A 15,331-nucleotide genomic window follows, 5' to 3' on the forward strand; every position below is an offset into this window, starting at 1 on the left:
TCCTTCAGATTGACGGCAGATGCTTGCGCGAAGCTGGCACGCTGAAATGCCCGCATGCGGCCGTTTCATCAGCCTCACGCAAGGCAGAAACCCTATCCGTCTCAAAGAAAAGCAACGTTCAGATTGGGCTGACGATGAACATCATTATCGGATTTATAGTGACTTGCGGCTGTGTCATCGGCAGCTTCATGGCGATGGGCGGTCACGTGGAAGCACTGTTCCAGCCGTTCGAATTCGTCATCATCGGCGGCGCGGGTCTCGGCAGCTTCATCATGGCAAACCCGATGAAGGTGGTGAAGGATTCCGGCAAGGCGCTCGGGGAGGCCTTCAAGCACGCCGTGCCGAAGGAGCGCAATTATCTCGACACGCTCGGCGTGCTCTATTCGCTGATGCGTGACCTGCGCACCAAGTCGCGAAACGAAATCGAAGCCCATATCGACAATCCGGCCGAATCGACGATCTTCCAGCAGGCACCCACGGTTCTGAAGAACAAGGAGCTGACGGCGTTCATCTGCGATTACGTCCGCCTGATCATCATCGGCAATGCGCGCAGCCACGAAATCGAGGCGCTGATGGATGAAGAGCTCAACACCATCATGCACGACAAGATGAAGCCCTACCATGCGATCCAGATCATGGGCGACTCTTTCCCGGCGATCGGTATCGTCGCGGCCGTTCTCGGCGTCATCAAGGCGATGGCCCACATCAACGATTCGCCCGAAGTGCTCGGCCACCTGATCGGCTCGGCGCTCGTCGGCACCTTCCTCGGCATTCTCTTGTCCTACTGCCTCTGCTCGCCGCTGGTCTCCCAGATCAAGGTCGTCCGCAACAAGCAGCACCGCCTCTACGTCATCGTCAAGCAGACTCTGCTGGCCTATATGAACGGTTCGGTGCCGCAGGTGGCTCTCGAATACGGCCGCAAGACGATCTCGGCCTACGAGCGTCCGTCCATCGACGCAGTCGAACAGGAAATGATGAACCCAGGCGGCGAAAACAAGGCGGCTTAAATGACCATGAGCGATGCTTCGCATGACAAACCGGCAATGGATCCTGCCCTTCTCGCCAAGCTGACCGGCGGGCTTGGCGACAGGGGCAGAGTATCCAAGATCTGCAGCGCCTTCGGAGAGGTCTACAGCGAGTTCTTTCCCGACGTCATCAAAAGCGAGACCGGCCTCGATGTGACGGTCAACTATCTCGGCTGCGAGATCGGCTACAAGAACCACCTGATCGACGACCTCAGCGCCAACGTCACCCTCGTCGATGCGACCTTGCGCAACTGGTCGCAGAACGTCACGCTTGCCTGCGGCAATGGTTTCGTCATCACGCTGATGGAGCACCTGCTCGGCGCCACCGCCGATACGATCGAGGAACCGGCCGACCGGCTGCTTTCGATCATCGAGCTCGATCTGGCGGTCATGGTCTTCGACAAGATCGCCAAGGTGCTGCGCTCGGCGGTCAACGCGCCGGGCGGTTTCGAACCAAGCCTTTCGGCCCCGCACGCCCATGACACGCGCCCCCGGCCGGCGGAAGACAAGCCGGACGAATTCGCCGCCGCCATCAACATGTCGATCACGCTCGCCGGCATCGTTTCGGAATTCTCGTTGATCGTTCCGCAAACGGCGCTGCTGAAGACCCAGGTGACGCCGCCGAAGCCGAAGCGTCAGGCCGGCGGCGCCTCTCCGGAATGGACCGAACAGCTCGGCGATCAGGTCCGCCGCTCGCATGTCACGCTCGAGGCCAGAATCAGGCTGCAGGACCTGACGCTGCGTACGATATCGAAGCTGATGGTCGGCGACGTCATCCCCTTCCGCGACACCGGCGAGGTACGCGTCGAGGTCAGCGCCAACAGCAAGGAATTGTATATCTGCGAGTTCGGGCGCTCAGGCGAAAACTACATGGTCCGCGTCAAGGATACGATGAACTCGGATGACGAACTCATCCGTCATTTAATGAATTAGTCGGTTCTCTGGCTTTTGGGCTGCAAAGGCAGTTTGAGGCAAGTTTCAACTGGAATAGTGATTTCATGGCTACGAAGAAAACACAGCAGAACAGTGACCTCTCCCTGGATGTGCCGGGCAGCGAAGCGGATCTCGACCAGGCGATCGACGATCTGCGCGGCGTGCTGAAGCAGGATGCCGATGGCGACCTGTCGCAGTTTGGCGGCGACCTGGAGAACGATGCCTTCGGAGCAGGAACGGATCTGGCCGCCTTTGGCGGCGAGATTTCGGATTCCCCTTTCGGCGGCGACGATTTCGGCGGCGATTTCGGCGCTGGCAATGCCAGCCCGGCGGCAGGCATGGATTTCGGCGGCAGCTCTTCGTTCGAGGCGGAGCCGGCGCCGCTCGGCAGCGCGCTGACTTCGAACTTCGAAATGATCATGGACATTCCGATCGATGTCCAGATCATGCTCGGCACCAGCCGGATGCAGGTCTCCGGCCTGATGAATCTCAACGAAGGAGCGACGATCGCTCTCGACAAGAAAATCGGCGAACCTGTCGAGATCATGGTGAACGGCCGCAGGATTGCACGCGGCGAGATCACGGTGCTTGATAATGACGACACCCGATTCGGCGTGAAACTGATAGAAGTTTTGAGTACAAAAAAAGCCTGATCCCTGTGGGGACGGAGAGGTTAGACCATGATGGACTTTGACGATTTCGGCGGCGCGCTAGCCGGGAAACCGTTGACCCAGGCTGAAAAGGCGGCGGCGGTCCTTCTCGCCATGGGAAAGGGCGTCGCCGGCCGGCTGTTGAAATATTTCACCCAGGCCGAGCTGCAGACCATTATCGCATCTGCCCAGTCGCTGCGCGCCATTCCGCCGGACGAGCTTTTGATGCTCGTCGGCGAATTCGAAGACCTCTTTACCGAGGGCGCCGGACTGATGGACAATGCCAAGGCGATCGAGGCCATTCTGGAAGAGGGCCTGACGCCGGACGAGGTCGACAGCCTGCTCGGCCGCCGCACGGCATTCCAGGCCTACGAGACCTCGATCTGGGATCGCCTCAGCGAGGCCGAGCCGGCATTCGTGGCACAGTTCCTGCTGCGCGAACATCCGCAGACCGTCGCCTATATCCTTTCGATGATGCCTTCCTCCTTCGGCGCCAAGGTGCTGCTGCAGCTTCCCGACAACCGTCGCGCCGACATCATGAACCGCACGGTCAACATGAAGACCGTCAGCCCGAAGGCTGCGCAGATCATCGAAAACCAGGTGATGACGCTGCTTGCCGAGGTCGAGGCGGAACGCAACGCAGCCGGCTCGACGAAGGTCGCCGACCTCATGAACGAGCTCGACAAGCCGCAGGTCGACACGCTGCTCACCTCGCTCGAATCGATCAGCCGCGAATCCGTCAACAAGGTCCGCCCGAAGATCTTCCTGTTCGAGGACCTCATGTACATGCCGCAGCGCAGCCGCGTCCTGCTGCTCAACGACATCTCGACGGATGTGCTCACCGTCTCGCTGCGCGGTTCGCCGCCCGAGATCCGCGAATCGGTTCTCTCGGCCATCAGTCCGCGTCAGCGCCGCATGATCGAATCGGATCTGCAGAGCGGCATGGGCGGCGTCAATCCGCGCGAGATCGCCATTGCCCGGCGCGCCGTGGCGCAGGAAGCGATTCGCCTGGCCAATTCAGGCCAGATCGAGCTCAAGGAGAAGGAAGGCGACGCTTCGGCAGCGGCCTGATCTTCCGAGACTGTTGACAAATCCGGCCGCCCGAAAGGCGGCTGTTGATCACCGTGCAACAGGCGACTACCCTTCATCGATAGGCCGCGCTCTATAGCGTGTCGCAGAAAACCCGGTTTTCGCGACGCGCTACAGCTCTTTGTTTTGGTGCATGTCGTCATCCCAAAGCCGCTGCCCTTGGGTGGCATGCATTCGCTGCGGCCTGTACTTTGACGGAGGGCCGCGACTTGGCAGACGATGACAAGGACAGCAAAACAGAAGCCCCGACCGCGAAAAAGCAAAGCGATGCCGCGGAAAAGGGCAATGTGCCGTTTTCGCGCGAGCTGTCGATCTTCGCGACCATCCTTGCCACCTTCATCTATCTGGTGTTCTTCCTTCCCGAAAGCGTCGGGCGCATGAGCGAAATGCTGCGCGATATCTTCGAGCAGCCCGATCAATGGAAGATCGAAACGGGGCCGGATGTCCTGGCGCTCTTCGTGCGGCTCGGCTGGGCAATCGCTGCGCTGCTGGCGCCTGCCTTCATCCTCCTGATGGTGTTCGGCGTCGCCTCCTCGATCTTCCAGAACCTGCCGACGCCTGTGCTGGAACGCATCAGGCCACAGGCCTCGCGCATCTCGCCGATCAAGGGCTGGTCACGGCTCTTCAGCCTGCCCGGCCTCGTCGAGTTCGGAAAGTCGCTGTTCAAGGTCGTCGTCGTCGGAGTGATTCTGTTCTTCGTGCTGAGGAGCGAATATTTCGGCTCGATCGACGCGATGTTTTCCGATCCGCAGACGATCCTCGTCAGGATGATGACGGCGATGCGCAAGATCATCATCGTCATGCTGATCGCCACCGCGATCGTTGCGATCGCCGATTTTTTCTGGACGCGCCATCACTGGTTCACCGAACTCAAGATGACGCGCCACGAAGTGAAGGAAGAAAACAAGCAGGCGCAGGGCGATCCCTTCGTCAAAAGCCGGCAGCGTTCGCTGATGCGCGACCGCGCGCGCCGGCGCATGATCGCCAACGTGCACCGCGCCACACTCGTCATCGCCAACCCGACGCACTACGCCGTGGCGCTGCGGTACGCGCGTGAGGAAAACGACGCGCCGGTGGTGCTGGCAAAGGGCCAGGACCTCATTGCGCTGAAAATCAGGGAGATTGCCGAGAAAAACGGCATCCCGGTGTTCGAGGATCCGCCGCTTGCGCGCTCCATGTTTGCGCAAGTCTCGGTCGATAGTGTCATACCGTCAGTGTTTTATAAGGCCGTTGCGGAGCTCATCCACAGGGTTTACGCCGCAGACGCCAAGAACAAACGGGTAAGATAAGCCGAATGAAAAAATGCCCCCACTCTACCCAGCGTGAAAAGATCCTCGCAGACGCGATCAGCCCGGTCGCCACAGAACTGCGCCTTCTGGATGCCTCTGACCTCATTTCACTGCTGCGCTTCGAGTATTACGGCAATCTTTCCGATCTCGTCGCGTCGGCGGCGGAGCTTTTCTTTCATCCGGGCACGGTCAATTTCGGCCTGGGCGGCAACTATACGCTGGAATGGGGCGGCAAGCCGGAAGTCGTTCTCGACCTGGAAATCAAGCCGCGCGGCGTCACCGTCTATGCCCAGCTCACCCTTGCCGAGGATCATGCCGGCATCGAAATCAACCACATCGCCTTCCAGGACCCCTCTCCCGACCCCGACGAGAATACCGTCTTCCTGGAAAGGAGCCTTCGGCAAGCCCGCTACAGCGTGAAACCACCGCGCGCATTCGCCAGCTGACCGCCCTCAATCAATCAAGCTTTGCGCTGTCTTTCATGAAAGGCGGCAGGCGCTGCCTCAGCTGATGTAGCCGAGCCGGATCGCCTTGGCGATCGCCTGAATGCGGTTGACGGAATCGAGCTTGATCGTCGCCGAGCCGAGATAGGCGTTGACCGTGTGCACGGACAGGCCGAGCTTCTCGGCGATCTCTTCGCTGATGCGACCATCACCGGCAAGCTGAAGACAGGCGATCTCGCGCTCGCTCAGCGCCTCGGCGGCGCCCGTGCGGCGTTCGTCGAGCGAGAGCAGGTCCATCATGATATGGCAGCAGCGGCCGTGCAGCTCGACGATCATGTCGCTCGAAAGATCGATATCATCGCCGGTAAACAGGATGAAGCCATTGCCGACGGCGCCGAGCCGCACCGGAAAGGCAAGACCGGAAAAAGGCAGGATGCCGTCCTTCAGGCGCGTCATGAACGGCGCGAAGTCGGCCGGGCCAGGGGCCGCCCGGTCGTGAGCACCGGCCCATGAAAGCGGCAGCAGCGACTTTTCGATATGATCGAGAAGGATATCGCCATAGGCATCCGTGAAGGCCTTGCCGAAACCGGCATTGGAAGATCCCCAGTTCTCGAGCTCGCAGACGAGGCGCTGCTTTGCCGGCAGGCCGGAGCCGCTGACGCGATAGATGGCGAAGCCTTGAGCATCGGCGAGTTTCTGCATCGCGATCAGCCGCGGAAAAAGATCGGACCGGCTGGAAATCCTGTTCACCCGCACCATGCGCAGCGGATCGGCGCCATTCATCAGCCTGCTTGATGGATGCCCCATGGATTCCCCCTATACGAGATTGTTGCGGACCGCGAAGGCAATGGCCTCCGACCGGGTCTTGGTCGCCGTCTTGCGCATCACGCTGGTGATGTAGTTGTTGATCGTGTTGCGGGAGATTCCGAGGATCATCGCGATCTCGTCGCTGGTCTTGCCCTCGGCGATCCAGAACAGGCATTCCAGCTCGCGGTCGGTCAGTTCGAAATCGCGGTCGACTCTGGCGCCGCCGCAGCGCAGGAAGCTCGCGACATAGCCGGCAAGCAGGCCGACATCCCGCAGCCGCTCCGGCGACAGGATGAACCCTTCGCCGAACAGGAACATCAAGGCCAGCCGCGAGCGGCCGACATTGAAGGTCAATGAACAATATTGGCGGCTGGCGCCCTCCGGCACGTCGGCGCTCTCGGGCAGCAGCGCAAAATTCGGCTGGAAGACCTGCATGCATTTTTCCAGCTCGGTGGAGCGGGCATAGCCGCTGACGAGATTGTTGGCGATGTCCTTGACCAGGTCGAAGGGCCAATCCGAGGCGACGACGAAATCGAGGCCGCTTTCCTGAATGAGATCACAACGCGCCAGGAGATAGTGCGAGGCGCCGACATATTCCGTCAGGGCGCGCAAACCGGACTGCAACCTGCCAGTGCTGGCGACACTGTGCAGCCGCTGGATCAGCTCATCGCGCGGCAACAGAGCCGGCGCCACTGCGCTTGCGAAATTTATCATCTGCCTCTCGCCTTTGCTCGCCTGAAATATGTTCATATCCATTGGCAACGTCCTGCGGCTGAGAAACGATCACACTCGGTGCAACGGCAATTTTTCTGTAAAGGATTCAATTCAAGTCCCGCGGGAATCCCATTTCGAATCACCCAAGGGTAAGCCAGCCGATGTAAAGTACCATCTCCGACTTCTGGGGATTTACTTTCGCCGCCGTCCATGCACTGATTCGAATGCCGATCATGCCTCTCCAGACACGGTCGAGGCTACGGTGATTCTGGCTGTACCGCAACTTGATTCGCGTTTTACGCGAGTGCGCTCGCGGCTTTATCCACCTCGCTGAACGCGCCTTACCGGCCTTTGCGGGAACCGGCAAGCCCCCTGACGGGAAAGCCCGGCACGAACGTGAAAAAGGCCGGTTTCCCGGCCCTTTCTTATGCTGCCTCGTCGATCGCCCATTTTCGGAGGATTTTCGCGGCGCGTTCCTCGTTGATCTCGACCATGCGGGAGAGCTTGCGTTCCGGGCCTTCCTTGACGCGGCGGTTGAAGTTGCCGTCGTCGTCGCCGAGGCTGAGCAGATCCTCGGTGCTGTCGAAGCCGAAGTCGGATCCGAAGCCGTCCATGAGAGCGCCTCCGGGCGCACCTGCCGCCGGCGCGAAGTCCGGGAGCTCGAGGCCGGCCGCTTCCGGCGTGGCGTCGCCGAGAACCGCGCCTGCACCGTTGCCGTTGACGCTGCGGACCAGGGGACGCAGGCCCATCCAGACCACCACGAAGGCGACCGCGACGAAGGCGAGCGAGTTGATGATGCCGGCAAGATTGCGGCTCAGCATGTCCATGACCCGGACACCGCCGGTGGCGTCTTCGAGCAGCTGATTTTCGAGGAAGTCCATGGCCGTGACGGTGACGACGTCGCCGCGCTTGGCGTCGATGCCGGCGGCCGAAGCGACGATCTTCTGCATTTCGGCGAGATAGGCGTCGACCTTGGCCTGATCGGCAGGCTCGCCGACCATCTTGGCGATGCGGCCCTTGTTGACCACCACGGCGATCGACAGCTTTTCGACCTTATAGCTGTTGCGGGTCGTCGCCGTCGTCTTGCTGTTGATTTCGTAGTTGGTCTGCTCTTCGCGCTTGTCGGACTTGTCCTGCGATTCCGGGCCACTGGCGCCGCCGGCGTCGGGGGCTGCCTGCGGAATGTTCTGTTCGACCGTCGTCGCGTTGTCGGACTGCTTCTGCTGCGACTGCTGGGCTTCCTTCGTCGAGCGCACCGAGCGTTCGACCTTGGATTCGGGGTCGTAGGTCGTTTCCTGGATCTGCTGGGCGTCGGTATTCAAGTCGGCGGTGACGCTGGAGCGGAAGTTGTCCATGCCGAGGAACGGCGCCAGCGCCTTGTCAATGTTGGATTCGACTTCCTGCTGAACGTTCTGGACGATGTTGAGCGAGCGGTTCAGCGAGCTGTTGCTCGCCTCGTCGCCGGACGCAAGCAGCTGGCCGGCGGAATCGAGGATCGTCACGTCATCGACGTCGAGCCCCGGCACGGCCGAGGCGACGAGATGGCGGATCGAAGTCGCCGCGCCGCGCCCGGTGGCCGCACTGGCGCGAATCATCACGGAAGCCGTCGGTTTCTGCTCCGCCTTGCGGAAGTTCCCGACCTCCGGCATGACGATATGGACGCGCGCGGCTGTTATGCCCGAGATCGACTGGATGGTGCGTGCGATTTCGCCTTCCAGCGCGCGAACCCGCGTCACTTCCTGCATGAAGGAGGTCAGGCCGAGCGAGCCGACATTGTCGAAGAGTTCATAACCGGCATTGGCGCTGTTCGGCAGGCCGCGCTCGGCAAGCAACAGGCGGGCCTTACCCGTCATGCCTGCCGGGACGCTGATGCTGGCGCCGTCCGTGCCGACCTGGAAATCGACGTTGGCTTCGGCAAGCGCCATGCTGATCTGGTTGAGATCGGGAGCGTCGAGACCGACGTAGAGCGTTTCCTGTGCCGGTTTGTTGACGAAAAGGGCAGCCGCAAGGACGATTGCGATGGAAACGGCGCCGACGCCACCCAGAATCATCAGGCGCGTCCGGCCCAGGGCACCAAAGTTCTTAAAGATCTGAACTAATTGATTTAACAGATTCATTCTGTTCTCGCACAATCCGTCAAAGACAAAGCAGGCTTATTGCCTCATCTGACGAATAATCGGCGAAACTTGTGCGAGCGTTTCGTGAAGAGCGCGCGAGAGCGAAAGACTCAAGCCCGTCATGCAGCGATTTTGCGGGAACGACCTCGGTTAAACGAAGGCCCAAGGCGGGAGAAGCGACGCTGAAGGAGTGCGCGCGCTAGAAGAAATCGAAGTCGCCGGCCGCCTTGCTCAGCGGCTGGGAATGGCCGTGGCGGGTGGCGCCGCCCAGCGCCTTCTGCATCTCGGCCAGCTTGACGAGGCTCAGCGCAGTTGCGACGTCGACGGTCCAGCCGAGCGGGATTTCGCCAGTGATGGTGTCGATGAATTCGGCAAGGCCGCGCGATTTCTGCACCGCCAGATCGATGCCCTGCATGACCTTCATGGCGTCAGGCGAATTCAGAACTTCGGCGCCGCCGAGGTCGAGGAGCTGTGGTTCGATGCGCTCGATCAGGTAAGCGACATCGTGCAGTTCGGACACGATGCGCATCAGGATGTCGCTCAGCGCTTCCACAGGCGCGGGCGGCTCCATTACCGGGGTAAATGTCATATCAAAATCCTCGCCATCAAAAAAATTCGATACTGGTTTCGGCGGGCTTCTGCGGAGCGGCGGGGCGCTGCTCGAGAGCGACGGTTCTCTGGGTTTCGGCGCCGGTCAATGGATATTGCCGGGCACGACCGGAGACCGGCCAAAATTCGAGCTTGCGCCCATGCTCTCCACCTGTGGAGGAGCCGACCACCGGAATGCCTTCATCCCTCAGGAACTGCATGGCGAAGGCCGCGTTCTGCTCACCGACGTTGGAGAAGGTCGAGATCGTCTTAGCGCCGCCGAAGATCTTTGCCTCCAGCCGGTCGCGCCGGGCGCCCTGCTTCAGGAGACCGTTGATCAGCAATTCCATCAGATGCACGCCGTAGCGCGTGGCATCCCCGCCTGAGGTCGGCGACGTCGCCGAACCGGGCAGCAGAAAGTGGTTCATGCCGCCGATGCCGGCGACAGGATCTCTGAGGCACGCAGCCACGCACGAGCCGAGAATGGTCGAGAGGACCGCATTCGGATCGCTCAGAACCTTATACTCGCCTTGAATGATGTGCACGCGGCGGGCTGCCCCCTCAGTGATCATTTCAGGGCTCCAAACACGGCTTCGATGGCCGCTTTCATCTTCTCGATCGTGAACGGCTTGGCGAGCACGTTGTTGGCGCCGAGCTGGGCGGCCTTCTGCACCAGCGCGCGATCGCCCTGGGCGGTGAGGATGATGAAGGCTGCCTTCTTGGTGTTCGGGTTGGTGCGCACGGCCTGAAGGAAACCGATGCCATCCATCTTCGGCATGTTGAAGTCCGAGATCACCAGATGGTGCGGCTGCTCGGTCATGATCTTCATGCCCTGTTCGCCGTCGCCGGCCGACGTGATCTGCTTGAAACCGAGCTGTGTCAGCGCGTCGCTGAGCAGCAACCGGCTTGTTACCTGATCATCGACGATCAGAACTTTGATTTTCTCCGCGATCGACATTTTATTCGGTCCCTTCCTTTCGGGCGGCTGTCATTTTCAATATTTCCTCACCGATGGCAGACAGTGGCAGCTGCTGCTCAACGGCGCCAAGTTCATGAGCAACCCTTGGCATTCCGTAAACGACACAGGTTTTTTCGTTCTGGCCGAGGGTTCTGGCGCCGGCGTGACGCATTTTCAACAATCCGGCGGCGCCATCGCGGCCCATTCCGGTCAGAATCACGCCAACGGCGTTGCGGCCGGCCAGTTCCGCAACCGAATCAAAGAGCACGTCCACCGAGGGGCGGTGACCGTTGACCGGGGCGCGGTCGACGAGGCGGCAGCACGGCGCCGAAGCGCCGGTGACCTGGAGATGACGTTCGCCTCCGGGGGCCAGATAGATCTTGCCGATTTCCAGACGGGCGCCGTCGGTCGCCTCCTGCACCACCGGCGCGCAGAGGCGGTTCAGCCGTTCGGCGAAGCTCTTGGTGAAGGTCGGCGGCATGTGCTGGGTGATGACCGTCGGCGGGCAATTGGCCGGGAATTTCTGGAGCACGGCAATCAGCGCCTCGACGCCGCCGGTCGACGAGCCGATCGCGACGATCTTGCGGCCGACGCGGAAATCGGCAACGGAGGGCGGCGGCGCGGCGGCAGCCGCCGGCTGGGAGAACTGGCGCTGCGTGCGGGCGGCCGCCTTGACCTTCTCGGCGAGGTCGCCGAAGGGCCTGGGTTCGCCGGGACCCGGCTTGCCGACGCAATCGAAAGCTCCGATCTCAAGTGCTGCAAGCGTCGCCTCGGCGCCGCGATGGGTCATCGTGGACACCATGATGACGGGCATCGGCCGCAGCGTCATGATCTTTTCAAGGAAATCGAGGCCGTTCATGTTCGGCATCTCGATGTCGAGCGTCACGACGTCGGGGTTCAGCCGCTTGATCGCCTCGCGCGCTTCCAGCGCGTCGCCGGCCTGGCCGATGACGTTGACTTCGGGATCCGAACTCAGGACGGCGGTGATCAGACCGCGCATCGTCGGCGAGTCGTCAACAACGAGAACCCTTGCCGGCGCGCTCATGCCTTCCTCCCGAGACCCTTGGTCGTGTAGCGATAGGTCGTGATGCCGATATTGTCGAAGACGTGTTTCGCCTCGCCGGACACGCGCTCGGAATGGCCGATATAGAGATGGCCGCCTTCCGGCAGCAGGCCGGCGAAACGCTGCCAGATCTTCATCTGCGTCGGCTCGTCGAAATAGATGACGACGTTGCGGCAGAAGATGACGTCGAACTTGCCCTTGAACGGCCACTGCGCCATCAGGTTCAGCTCGTTATAGGTGATCAGCCGCTTGACGCGGTCGTCGACCTGGAATTTCCGGCGGCCCTGCACCTCTACTTCGCTGAACCATTGCTTGCGCATGGCGGGCGACACGGTTTCGAGCGCGGTTTCGTCATAGGCGCCGGCGCGGGCGATCGCCAGAATCTTCGGGTCGATGTCGGTCGCCAGGATCTTGAAGTCATAATCGGCGACATTCGGCATCAGCGACAGCACGGTGAGCGCGATCGAATAGGGTTCCTGCCCGTCGGAGGAAGCGGCCGACCAGATGCGCACCCTGCCGCCGGCTCTCGCCCGCTGCAGAAGCTCCGGCAGCACATGATCGCGCAGATGCTCGAAATGATGGTTTTCGCGGAAGAAGCGGGTGAAATTGGTCGTCAGATGCGACAGCATTTCGCGGCGCTCCGCCGCACCCGCCGGCGAGGCGACGAGTTCGCAATATTCCCGGAAGCCGGACAGGCCGAGATTGCGGATATGCTTCGACAGACGCGAATAGACCAGCGAGGCCTTCGTCTCGTTGAGGAAGATGCCGGCATCCGAGTAGATCATGGCGGCGATTTCCGTGAGGTCGCGGCGCGTCAGCGGATATTCTCCGCTCGCCAGCACCTCGTCGGCTCCCTGCCTCTGATCCTTTGCACCCATTGCACTCATGCGGCTTCGCTTTCGGTCTCGGAAAAGAGGGCTTCAAGTTCGATCAGGCAGATCATGCGCTTGTCGATGGCGAGAACGCCTCGGGCAAATTGGCGCTCGAGGTCGGAGGAGATTTCGGGTGTCGGCTGAACGATCTCGTCGGTCACCGTCAGAATGTCGGAGACGGCATCGACCAGGAGGCCGACGACCTTGCGGTGGACCTGGGCGACGATGATGACATGACGGGCGGTCGGATCGGCCGGCTTCATGCCGAGGCGGGCGGCAAGATCGATGATCGGCAGCACCGCGCCGCGCAAGTTGATGACACCAAGCATATAGGCAGGCGAGTGCGGCATCGCGGTCGCCGGGGTCCAGCCCCGGATTTCGCGAACCGACATGATGTTCACGCAAAATTCCTGATCGCCGATACGGAACGCGATCAGCTCGCGGTCCCCTTCGCTCAGACTTTTTACGGTGTACGACATTGCCTTACCCTACCGCTGCTAACGACATTTCCGCTTTCAGCGACTGGCCGCGCGAAGCGCCGACAACCGCGTCGACATCGAGGATCAGAGCCACGCGGCCGTCGCCGAGGATGGTGGCGGCGGCAATGCCCGGCACGTGGGTGTAGTTGGCTTCCAGGCTCTTGATGACCACCTGACGCTGCCCCTGGATGGCATCGACCATCAGGGCGCGCTGGCCGCCGCCTTCGGATTCCACAAGAAGCGCCACGCCTTCCACAGGATTGGCCTGGGTCGCGCGGAAGTTCAGGATGCGGCCGACATCGACCAGCGGGCAGAAGGAGTTGCGGATCGAGATCAGCCGGTGGTTGGCGCCGAAGGAGTGGATCGCGGCAGCTTCCGGCTGCAGGGTTTCGACGATCGCGGTCAGCGGCACGACCAGCGTCTGGCCGGCAACGGTGACCACCATGCCGTCGAGGACGGCGAGCGTCAGCGGCAGGCTCATGGTGAAGACTGAGCCGTGGCCGGGCTTCGACGTGATGTTGATGCGGCCGCCGAGTGCCTGGATCGAACGCTTGACGACGTCCATGCCGACGCCGCGGCCGGAGATGTCGGAGATCTTGTCGGCGGTCGAGAAGCCCGGCAGGAAGATCAGGTTGTCGATCTCCTCGTCCGACAGGTTGGCGTCGGCCGGGATCAGGTCGTTGTCGATCGCCTTCTGGCGAACCTTCTCGCGGTTGATGCCGGCGCCGTCGTCGGCAAGCTCGATCAGGATGCGACCCGAACGATGCTTGGCGGTGAGGCGGACGGTGCCTTCGGTGTTCTTGCCGGCGGCCGCGCGCTTTTCCGGCGTCTCGATGCCGTGGTCGACGGCGTTGCGGATCATGTGGGTCAGCGGCTCGGCCAGCTTGTCGATGACCGTCTTGTCGACTTCGGTGTTTTCACCTTCGGTGATCAGGCGGATCGACTTGCCGGTCATGTCGGCGATTTCGCGGACGATGCGCGACATGCGCTGGAACACCGGCTTCACCGGCTGGGCGCGGATCGCCATCACCGAGTCCTGGATCTCGCGGGTGAGCTGCTGCAGCTCCTCGAGGCCCATGTTGATCGAGGAGGTGCCGGTCGTGTCGTTCTCGATGACGCTCTGCGACAGCATCGCCTGGTTGATGACCAGTTCGCCGACGAGGTTGATGAGGCGGTCGACACGGTCGAGATCGACGCGGATCGTCTGGCCGGCGCCGGCGGCATTGTTCTGGGCGGCGGCATTTGCCGCGGCGGCCGCGGCAGCGGCCGATTCCTTCTTCTCGACGCGGGCGGCGGCTGCCGCCATCTGCGTGACGTTGGATGCGGTCTCGGCAGCGGCAACGGCGGCCGCCGCATCTTCGGACCGCGTAGCGGAAACCTGTTCCGTGGCGTCCGTCTCGTCGAGGATCGACAGGTCGAAGGGAACCGGCACCATCGGCAGTTCCTCATTGCCGGCCGCGCCGGCGCTTGCTGCCTCGACCGGCTTCACCGTCAGGTCGCAATCCCATTCGGCGAATTCGAAGACGGTACGGATGGCGTCTTCGCCCTTGTCCGTCTTGATCGTGACGTTCCAGAAGAAATAGGCGCCTTCCGGATCGAGCTCCTCGAGACCCGGCAGCTCATCCATATTGCAATAGATGGTCATCTCGCCAAGACGCGAGAGATCGCGCAGCAGAAGGGTGGCGTCATTGCCCTTGGAATAGAGCTCGTAACGCGGCTTGAAGGTGACTTCATAGGCCGGCAGGTCGGAGCCCGCTTCGTCGCCGCCGAAATCGTCGAAGGAAAAGGGGATCGGCTGGAAGCCGCTGTCATCGGTCGGTTTGGGGGTCGGCGCCGGAGCAGCCGGGGCCGCCTTTGCCGCGGCCTTCGGCGCAGGTGCCTCAGCGGCGGCCGAGGGAGACGGCAATTCACCGTTGGCCAGCGCTTCCAACTCCTTGACGAGGCCGCGGCTGCGGCTCTCATCGACGCTGCCGCCGTCGCGCGCGGCATTGGTCAGGTCGGCGAGCACGTCGGCCGACTTCAGCATCACCTTCAGGACGTCCTGGGTCGGCTCGAGCTTGTTGGAACGAACGCAATCGAGAGTGGTCTCGAACACATGGGCGAAGGCAACCAGATCATCAAGGCCGAAGGCGCCGGCGCCCCCCTTGATCGAATGCACGGCACGGAACACCGCATTGACGGTTTCCGGATCGCGATCGCCATCGTTCATTTTCAGAAGACCGGATTCCAGCTCGGCGAGCTGTTCCTCGCACTCCTGGAAAAAGATCTCTTTGATTTCGTTCATATCCATAGGAGCAAATCCTG

16 protein-coding genes are annotated in these 15,331 nt (G+C 61.7%); 6 read left to right on the plus strand and 10 right to left on the minus strand.

Features of this window, described 5'->3' with window-relative positions:
* Positions 1-134 precede the first annotated feature (134 nt).
* The 6 genes from motA to CO655_RS11395 all read left to right on the plus strand — a co-directional run bounded on the left by motA (position 135) and on the right by CO655_RS11395 (position 5,432).
* On the plus strand, positions 135-1,007 hold the full coding sequence (gene motA, locus CO655_RS11370; RefSeq protein ID WP_009993223.1) for a flagellar motor stator protein MotA: 873 nt from the start codon (positions 135-137) through the stop codon (positions 1,005-1,007).
* Complete coding sequence (locus CO655_RS11375) at positions 1,008-1,958, plus strand: FliM/FliN family flagellar motor switch protein (protein WP_097605644.1); 951 nt, start codon at positions 1,008-1,010, stop codon at positions 1,956-1,958.
* Positions 1,959-2,023: 65 nt separating this feature from the next.
* Entirely contained in the window at positions 2,024-2,611 is a 588-nt protein-coding gene (gene fliN, locus CO655_RS11380) for a flagellar motor switch protein FliN (RefSeq protein WP_097664725.1), read from the plus strand.
* 27 nt (positions 2,612-2,638) lie between these two features.
* Positions 2,639-3,679 carry a flagellar motor switch protein FliG gene (gene fliG / locus CO655_RS11385; protein WP_097664727.1) on the plus strand — a complete coding sequence of 347 codons (1,041 nt, stop codon included), beginning with the start codon at positions 2,639-2,641 and terminating at the stop codon, positions 3,677-3,679.
* Positions 3,680-3,906: 227 nt separating this feature from the next.
* Positions 3,907-4,986: a flagellar biosynthesis protein FlhB gene (gene flhB / locus CO655_RS11390; protein WP_097664729.1), complete on the plus strand. Its 1,080-nt coding sequence runs from the start codon at positions 3,907-3,909 to the stop codon at positions 4,984-4,986.
* 5 nt (positions 4,987-4,991) lie between these two features.
* On the plus strand, positions 4,992-5,432 hold the full coding sequence (locus tag CO655_RS11395; protein ID WP_097664731.1) for a hypothetical protein: 441 nt from the start codon (positions 4,992-4,994) through the stop codon (positions 5,430-5,432).
* 57 nt (positions 5,433-5,489) lie between these two features.
* Here the strand turns inward: CO655_RS11395 and CO655_RS11400 are convergent, their stop codons facing one another.
* The 10 genes from CO655_RS11400 to CO655_RS11445 form a co-directional block, all read right to left on the minus strand.
* Positions 5,490-6,236 carry a helix-turn-helix transcriptional regulator gene (locus CO655_RS11400; RefSeq protein ID WP_097605647.1) on the minus strand — a complete coding sequence of 249 codons (747 nt, stop codon included), beginning with the start codon at positions 6,234-6,236 and terminating at the stop codon, positions 5,490-5,492.
* A gap of 9 nt (positions 6,237-6,245) precedes the next feature.
* On the minus strand, positions 6,246-6,992 hold the full coding sequence (locus tag CO655_RS11405) for a helix-turn-helix transcriptional regulator (protein WP_097605648.1): 747 nt from the start codon (positions 6,990-6,992) through the stop codon (positions 6,246-6,248).
* 383 nt (positions 6,993-7,375) lie between these two features.
* Positions 7,376-9,067, minus strand: a complete 1,692-nt coding sequence (fliF, locus tag CO655_RS11410; RefSeq protein WP_097605649.1) for a flagellar basal-body MS-ring/collar protein FliF — start codon at positions 9,065-9,067, stop codon at positions 7,376-7,378.
* A 199-nt stretch (positions 9,068-9,266) separates the two neighbouring features.
* Complete coding sequence (locus CO655_RS11415; RefSeq protein WP_097582510.1) at positions 9,267-9,656, minus strand: hypothetical protein; 390 nt, start codon at positions 9,654-9,656, stop codon at positions 9,267-9,269.
* 16 nt (positions 9,657-9,672) lie between these two features.
* On the minus strand, positions 9,673-10,227 hold the full coding sequence (gene cheD / locus CO655_RS11420) for a chemoreceptor glutamine deamidase CheD (protein WP_097605650.1): 555 nt from the start codon (positions 10,225-10,227) through the stop codon (positions 9,673-9,675).
* The gene (locus CO655_RS11425) at positions 10,224-10,613 is read right to left on the minus strand and encodes a response regulator (protein ID WP_004672258.1); all 390 of its coding nucleotides are present in this window, start codon (positions 10,611-10,613) and stop codon (positions 10,224-10,226) included. The genes cheD and CO655_RS11425 overlap by 4 nt, the downstream gene beginning before the upstream one ends.
* 1 nt (position 10,614) lies before the next feature.
* Entirely contained in the window at positions 10,615-11,658 is a 1,044-nt protein-coding gene (cheB, locus tag CO655_RS11430; protein ID WP_097605651.1) for a protein-glutamate O-methylesterase CheB, read from the minus strand.
* Positions 11,655-12,563: a protein-glutamate O-methyltransferase CheR gene (gene cheR, locus CO655_RS11435; protein ID WP_064681149.1), complete on the minus strand. Its 909-nt coding sequence runs from the start codon at positions 12,561-12,563 to the stop codon at positions 11,655-11,657. The genes cheB and cheR overlap by 4 nt, the downstream gene beginning before the upstream one ends.
* A complete protein-coding gene (locus CO655_RS11440) occupies positions 12,560-13,027 on the minus strand; it encodes a chemotaxis protein CheW (RefSeq protein ID WP_097664732.1) in 468 nt (155 codons plus the stop codon). The genes cheR and CO655_RS11440 overlap by 4 nt, the downstream gene beginning before the upstream one ends.
* A 4-nt stretch (positions 13,028-13,031) precedes the next feature.
* Positions 13,032-15,317, minus strand: a complete 2,286-nt coding sequence (locus CO655_RS11445; RefSeq protein ID WP_097664733.1) for a chemotaxis protein CheA — start codon at positions 15,315-15,317, stop codon at positions 13,032-13,034.
* Positions 15,318-15,331 lie beyond the last annotated feature (14 nt).

The organism is Rhizobium sp. M1 (genome assembly GCF_002531805.1).
Taxonomy (GTDB): domain Bacteria; phylum Pseudomonadota; class Alphaproteobacteria; order Rhizobiales; family Rhizobiaceae; genus Rhizobium; species Rhizobium etli_C.

Coding starts and splice junctions, on each gene's coding strand:
- CO655_RS11400 (WP_097605647.1), bottom strand. CDS start 6,236: ATGGGGCATCCATCAAGCAGGCTGATGAATGGCGCCGATCCGCTGCGC.
- fliF (WP_097605649.1), bottom strand. CDS start 9,067: ATGAATCTGTTAAATCAATTAGTTCAGATCTTTAAGAACTTTGGTGCC.
- motA (WP_009993223.1), top strand. CDS start 135: ATGAACATCATTATCGGATTTATAGTGACTTGCGGCTGTGTCATCGGC.
- CO655_RS11375 (WP_097605644.1), top strand. CDS start 1,008: ATGACCATGAGCGATGCTTCGCATGACAAACCGGCAATGGATCCTGCC.
- fliG (WP_097664727.1), top strand. CDS start 2,639: ATGATGGACTTTGACGATTTCGGCGGCGCGCTAGCCGGGAAACCGTTG.
- CO655_RS11440 (WP_097664732.1), bottom strand. CDS start 13,027: ATGTCGTACACCGTAAAAAGTCTGAGCGAAGGGGACCGCGAGCTGATC.
- CO655_RS11445 (WP_097664733.1), bottom strand. CDS start 15,317: ATGGATATGAACGAAATCAAAGAGATCTTTTTCCAGGAGTGCGAGGAA.
- CO655_RS11415 (WP_097582510.1), bottom strand. CDS start 9,656: ATGACATTTACCCCGGTAATGGAGCCGCCCGCGCCTGTGGAAGCGCTG.
- CO655_RS11395 (WP_097664731.1), top strand. CDS start 4,992: ATGAAAAAATGCCCCCACTCTACCCAGCGTGAAAAGATCCTCGCAGAC.
- CO655_RS11425 (WP_004672258.1), bottom strand. CDS start 10,613: ATGTCGATCGCGGAGAAAATCAAAGTTCTGATCGTCGATGATCAGGTA.
- cheD (WP_097605650.1), bottom strand. CDS start 10,227: ATGATCACTGAGGGGGCAGCCCGCCGCGTGCACATCATTCAAGGCGAG.
- cheB (WP_097605651.1), bottom strand. CDS start 11,658: ATGAGCGCGCCGGCAAGGGTTCTCGTTGTTGACGACTCGCCGACGATG.
- CO655_RS11405 (WP_097605648.1), bottom strand. CDS start 6,992: ATGGATATGAACATATTTCAGGCGAGCAAAGGCGAGAGGCAGATGATA.
- cheR (WP_064681149.1), bottom strand. CDS start 12,563: ATGAGTGCAATGGGTGCAAAGGATCAGAGGCAGGGAGCCGACGAGGTG.
- fliN (WP_097664725.1), top strand. CDS start 2,024: ATGGCTACGAAGAAAACACAGCAGAACAGTGACCTCTCCCTGGATGTG.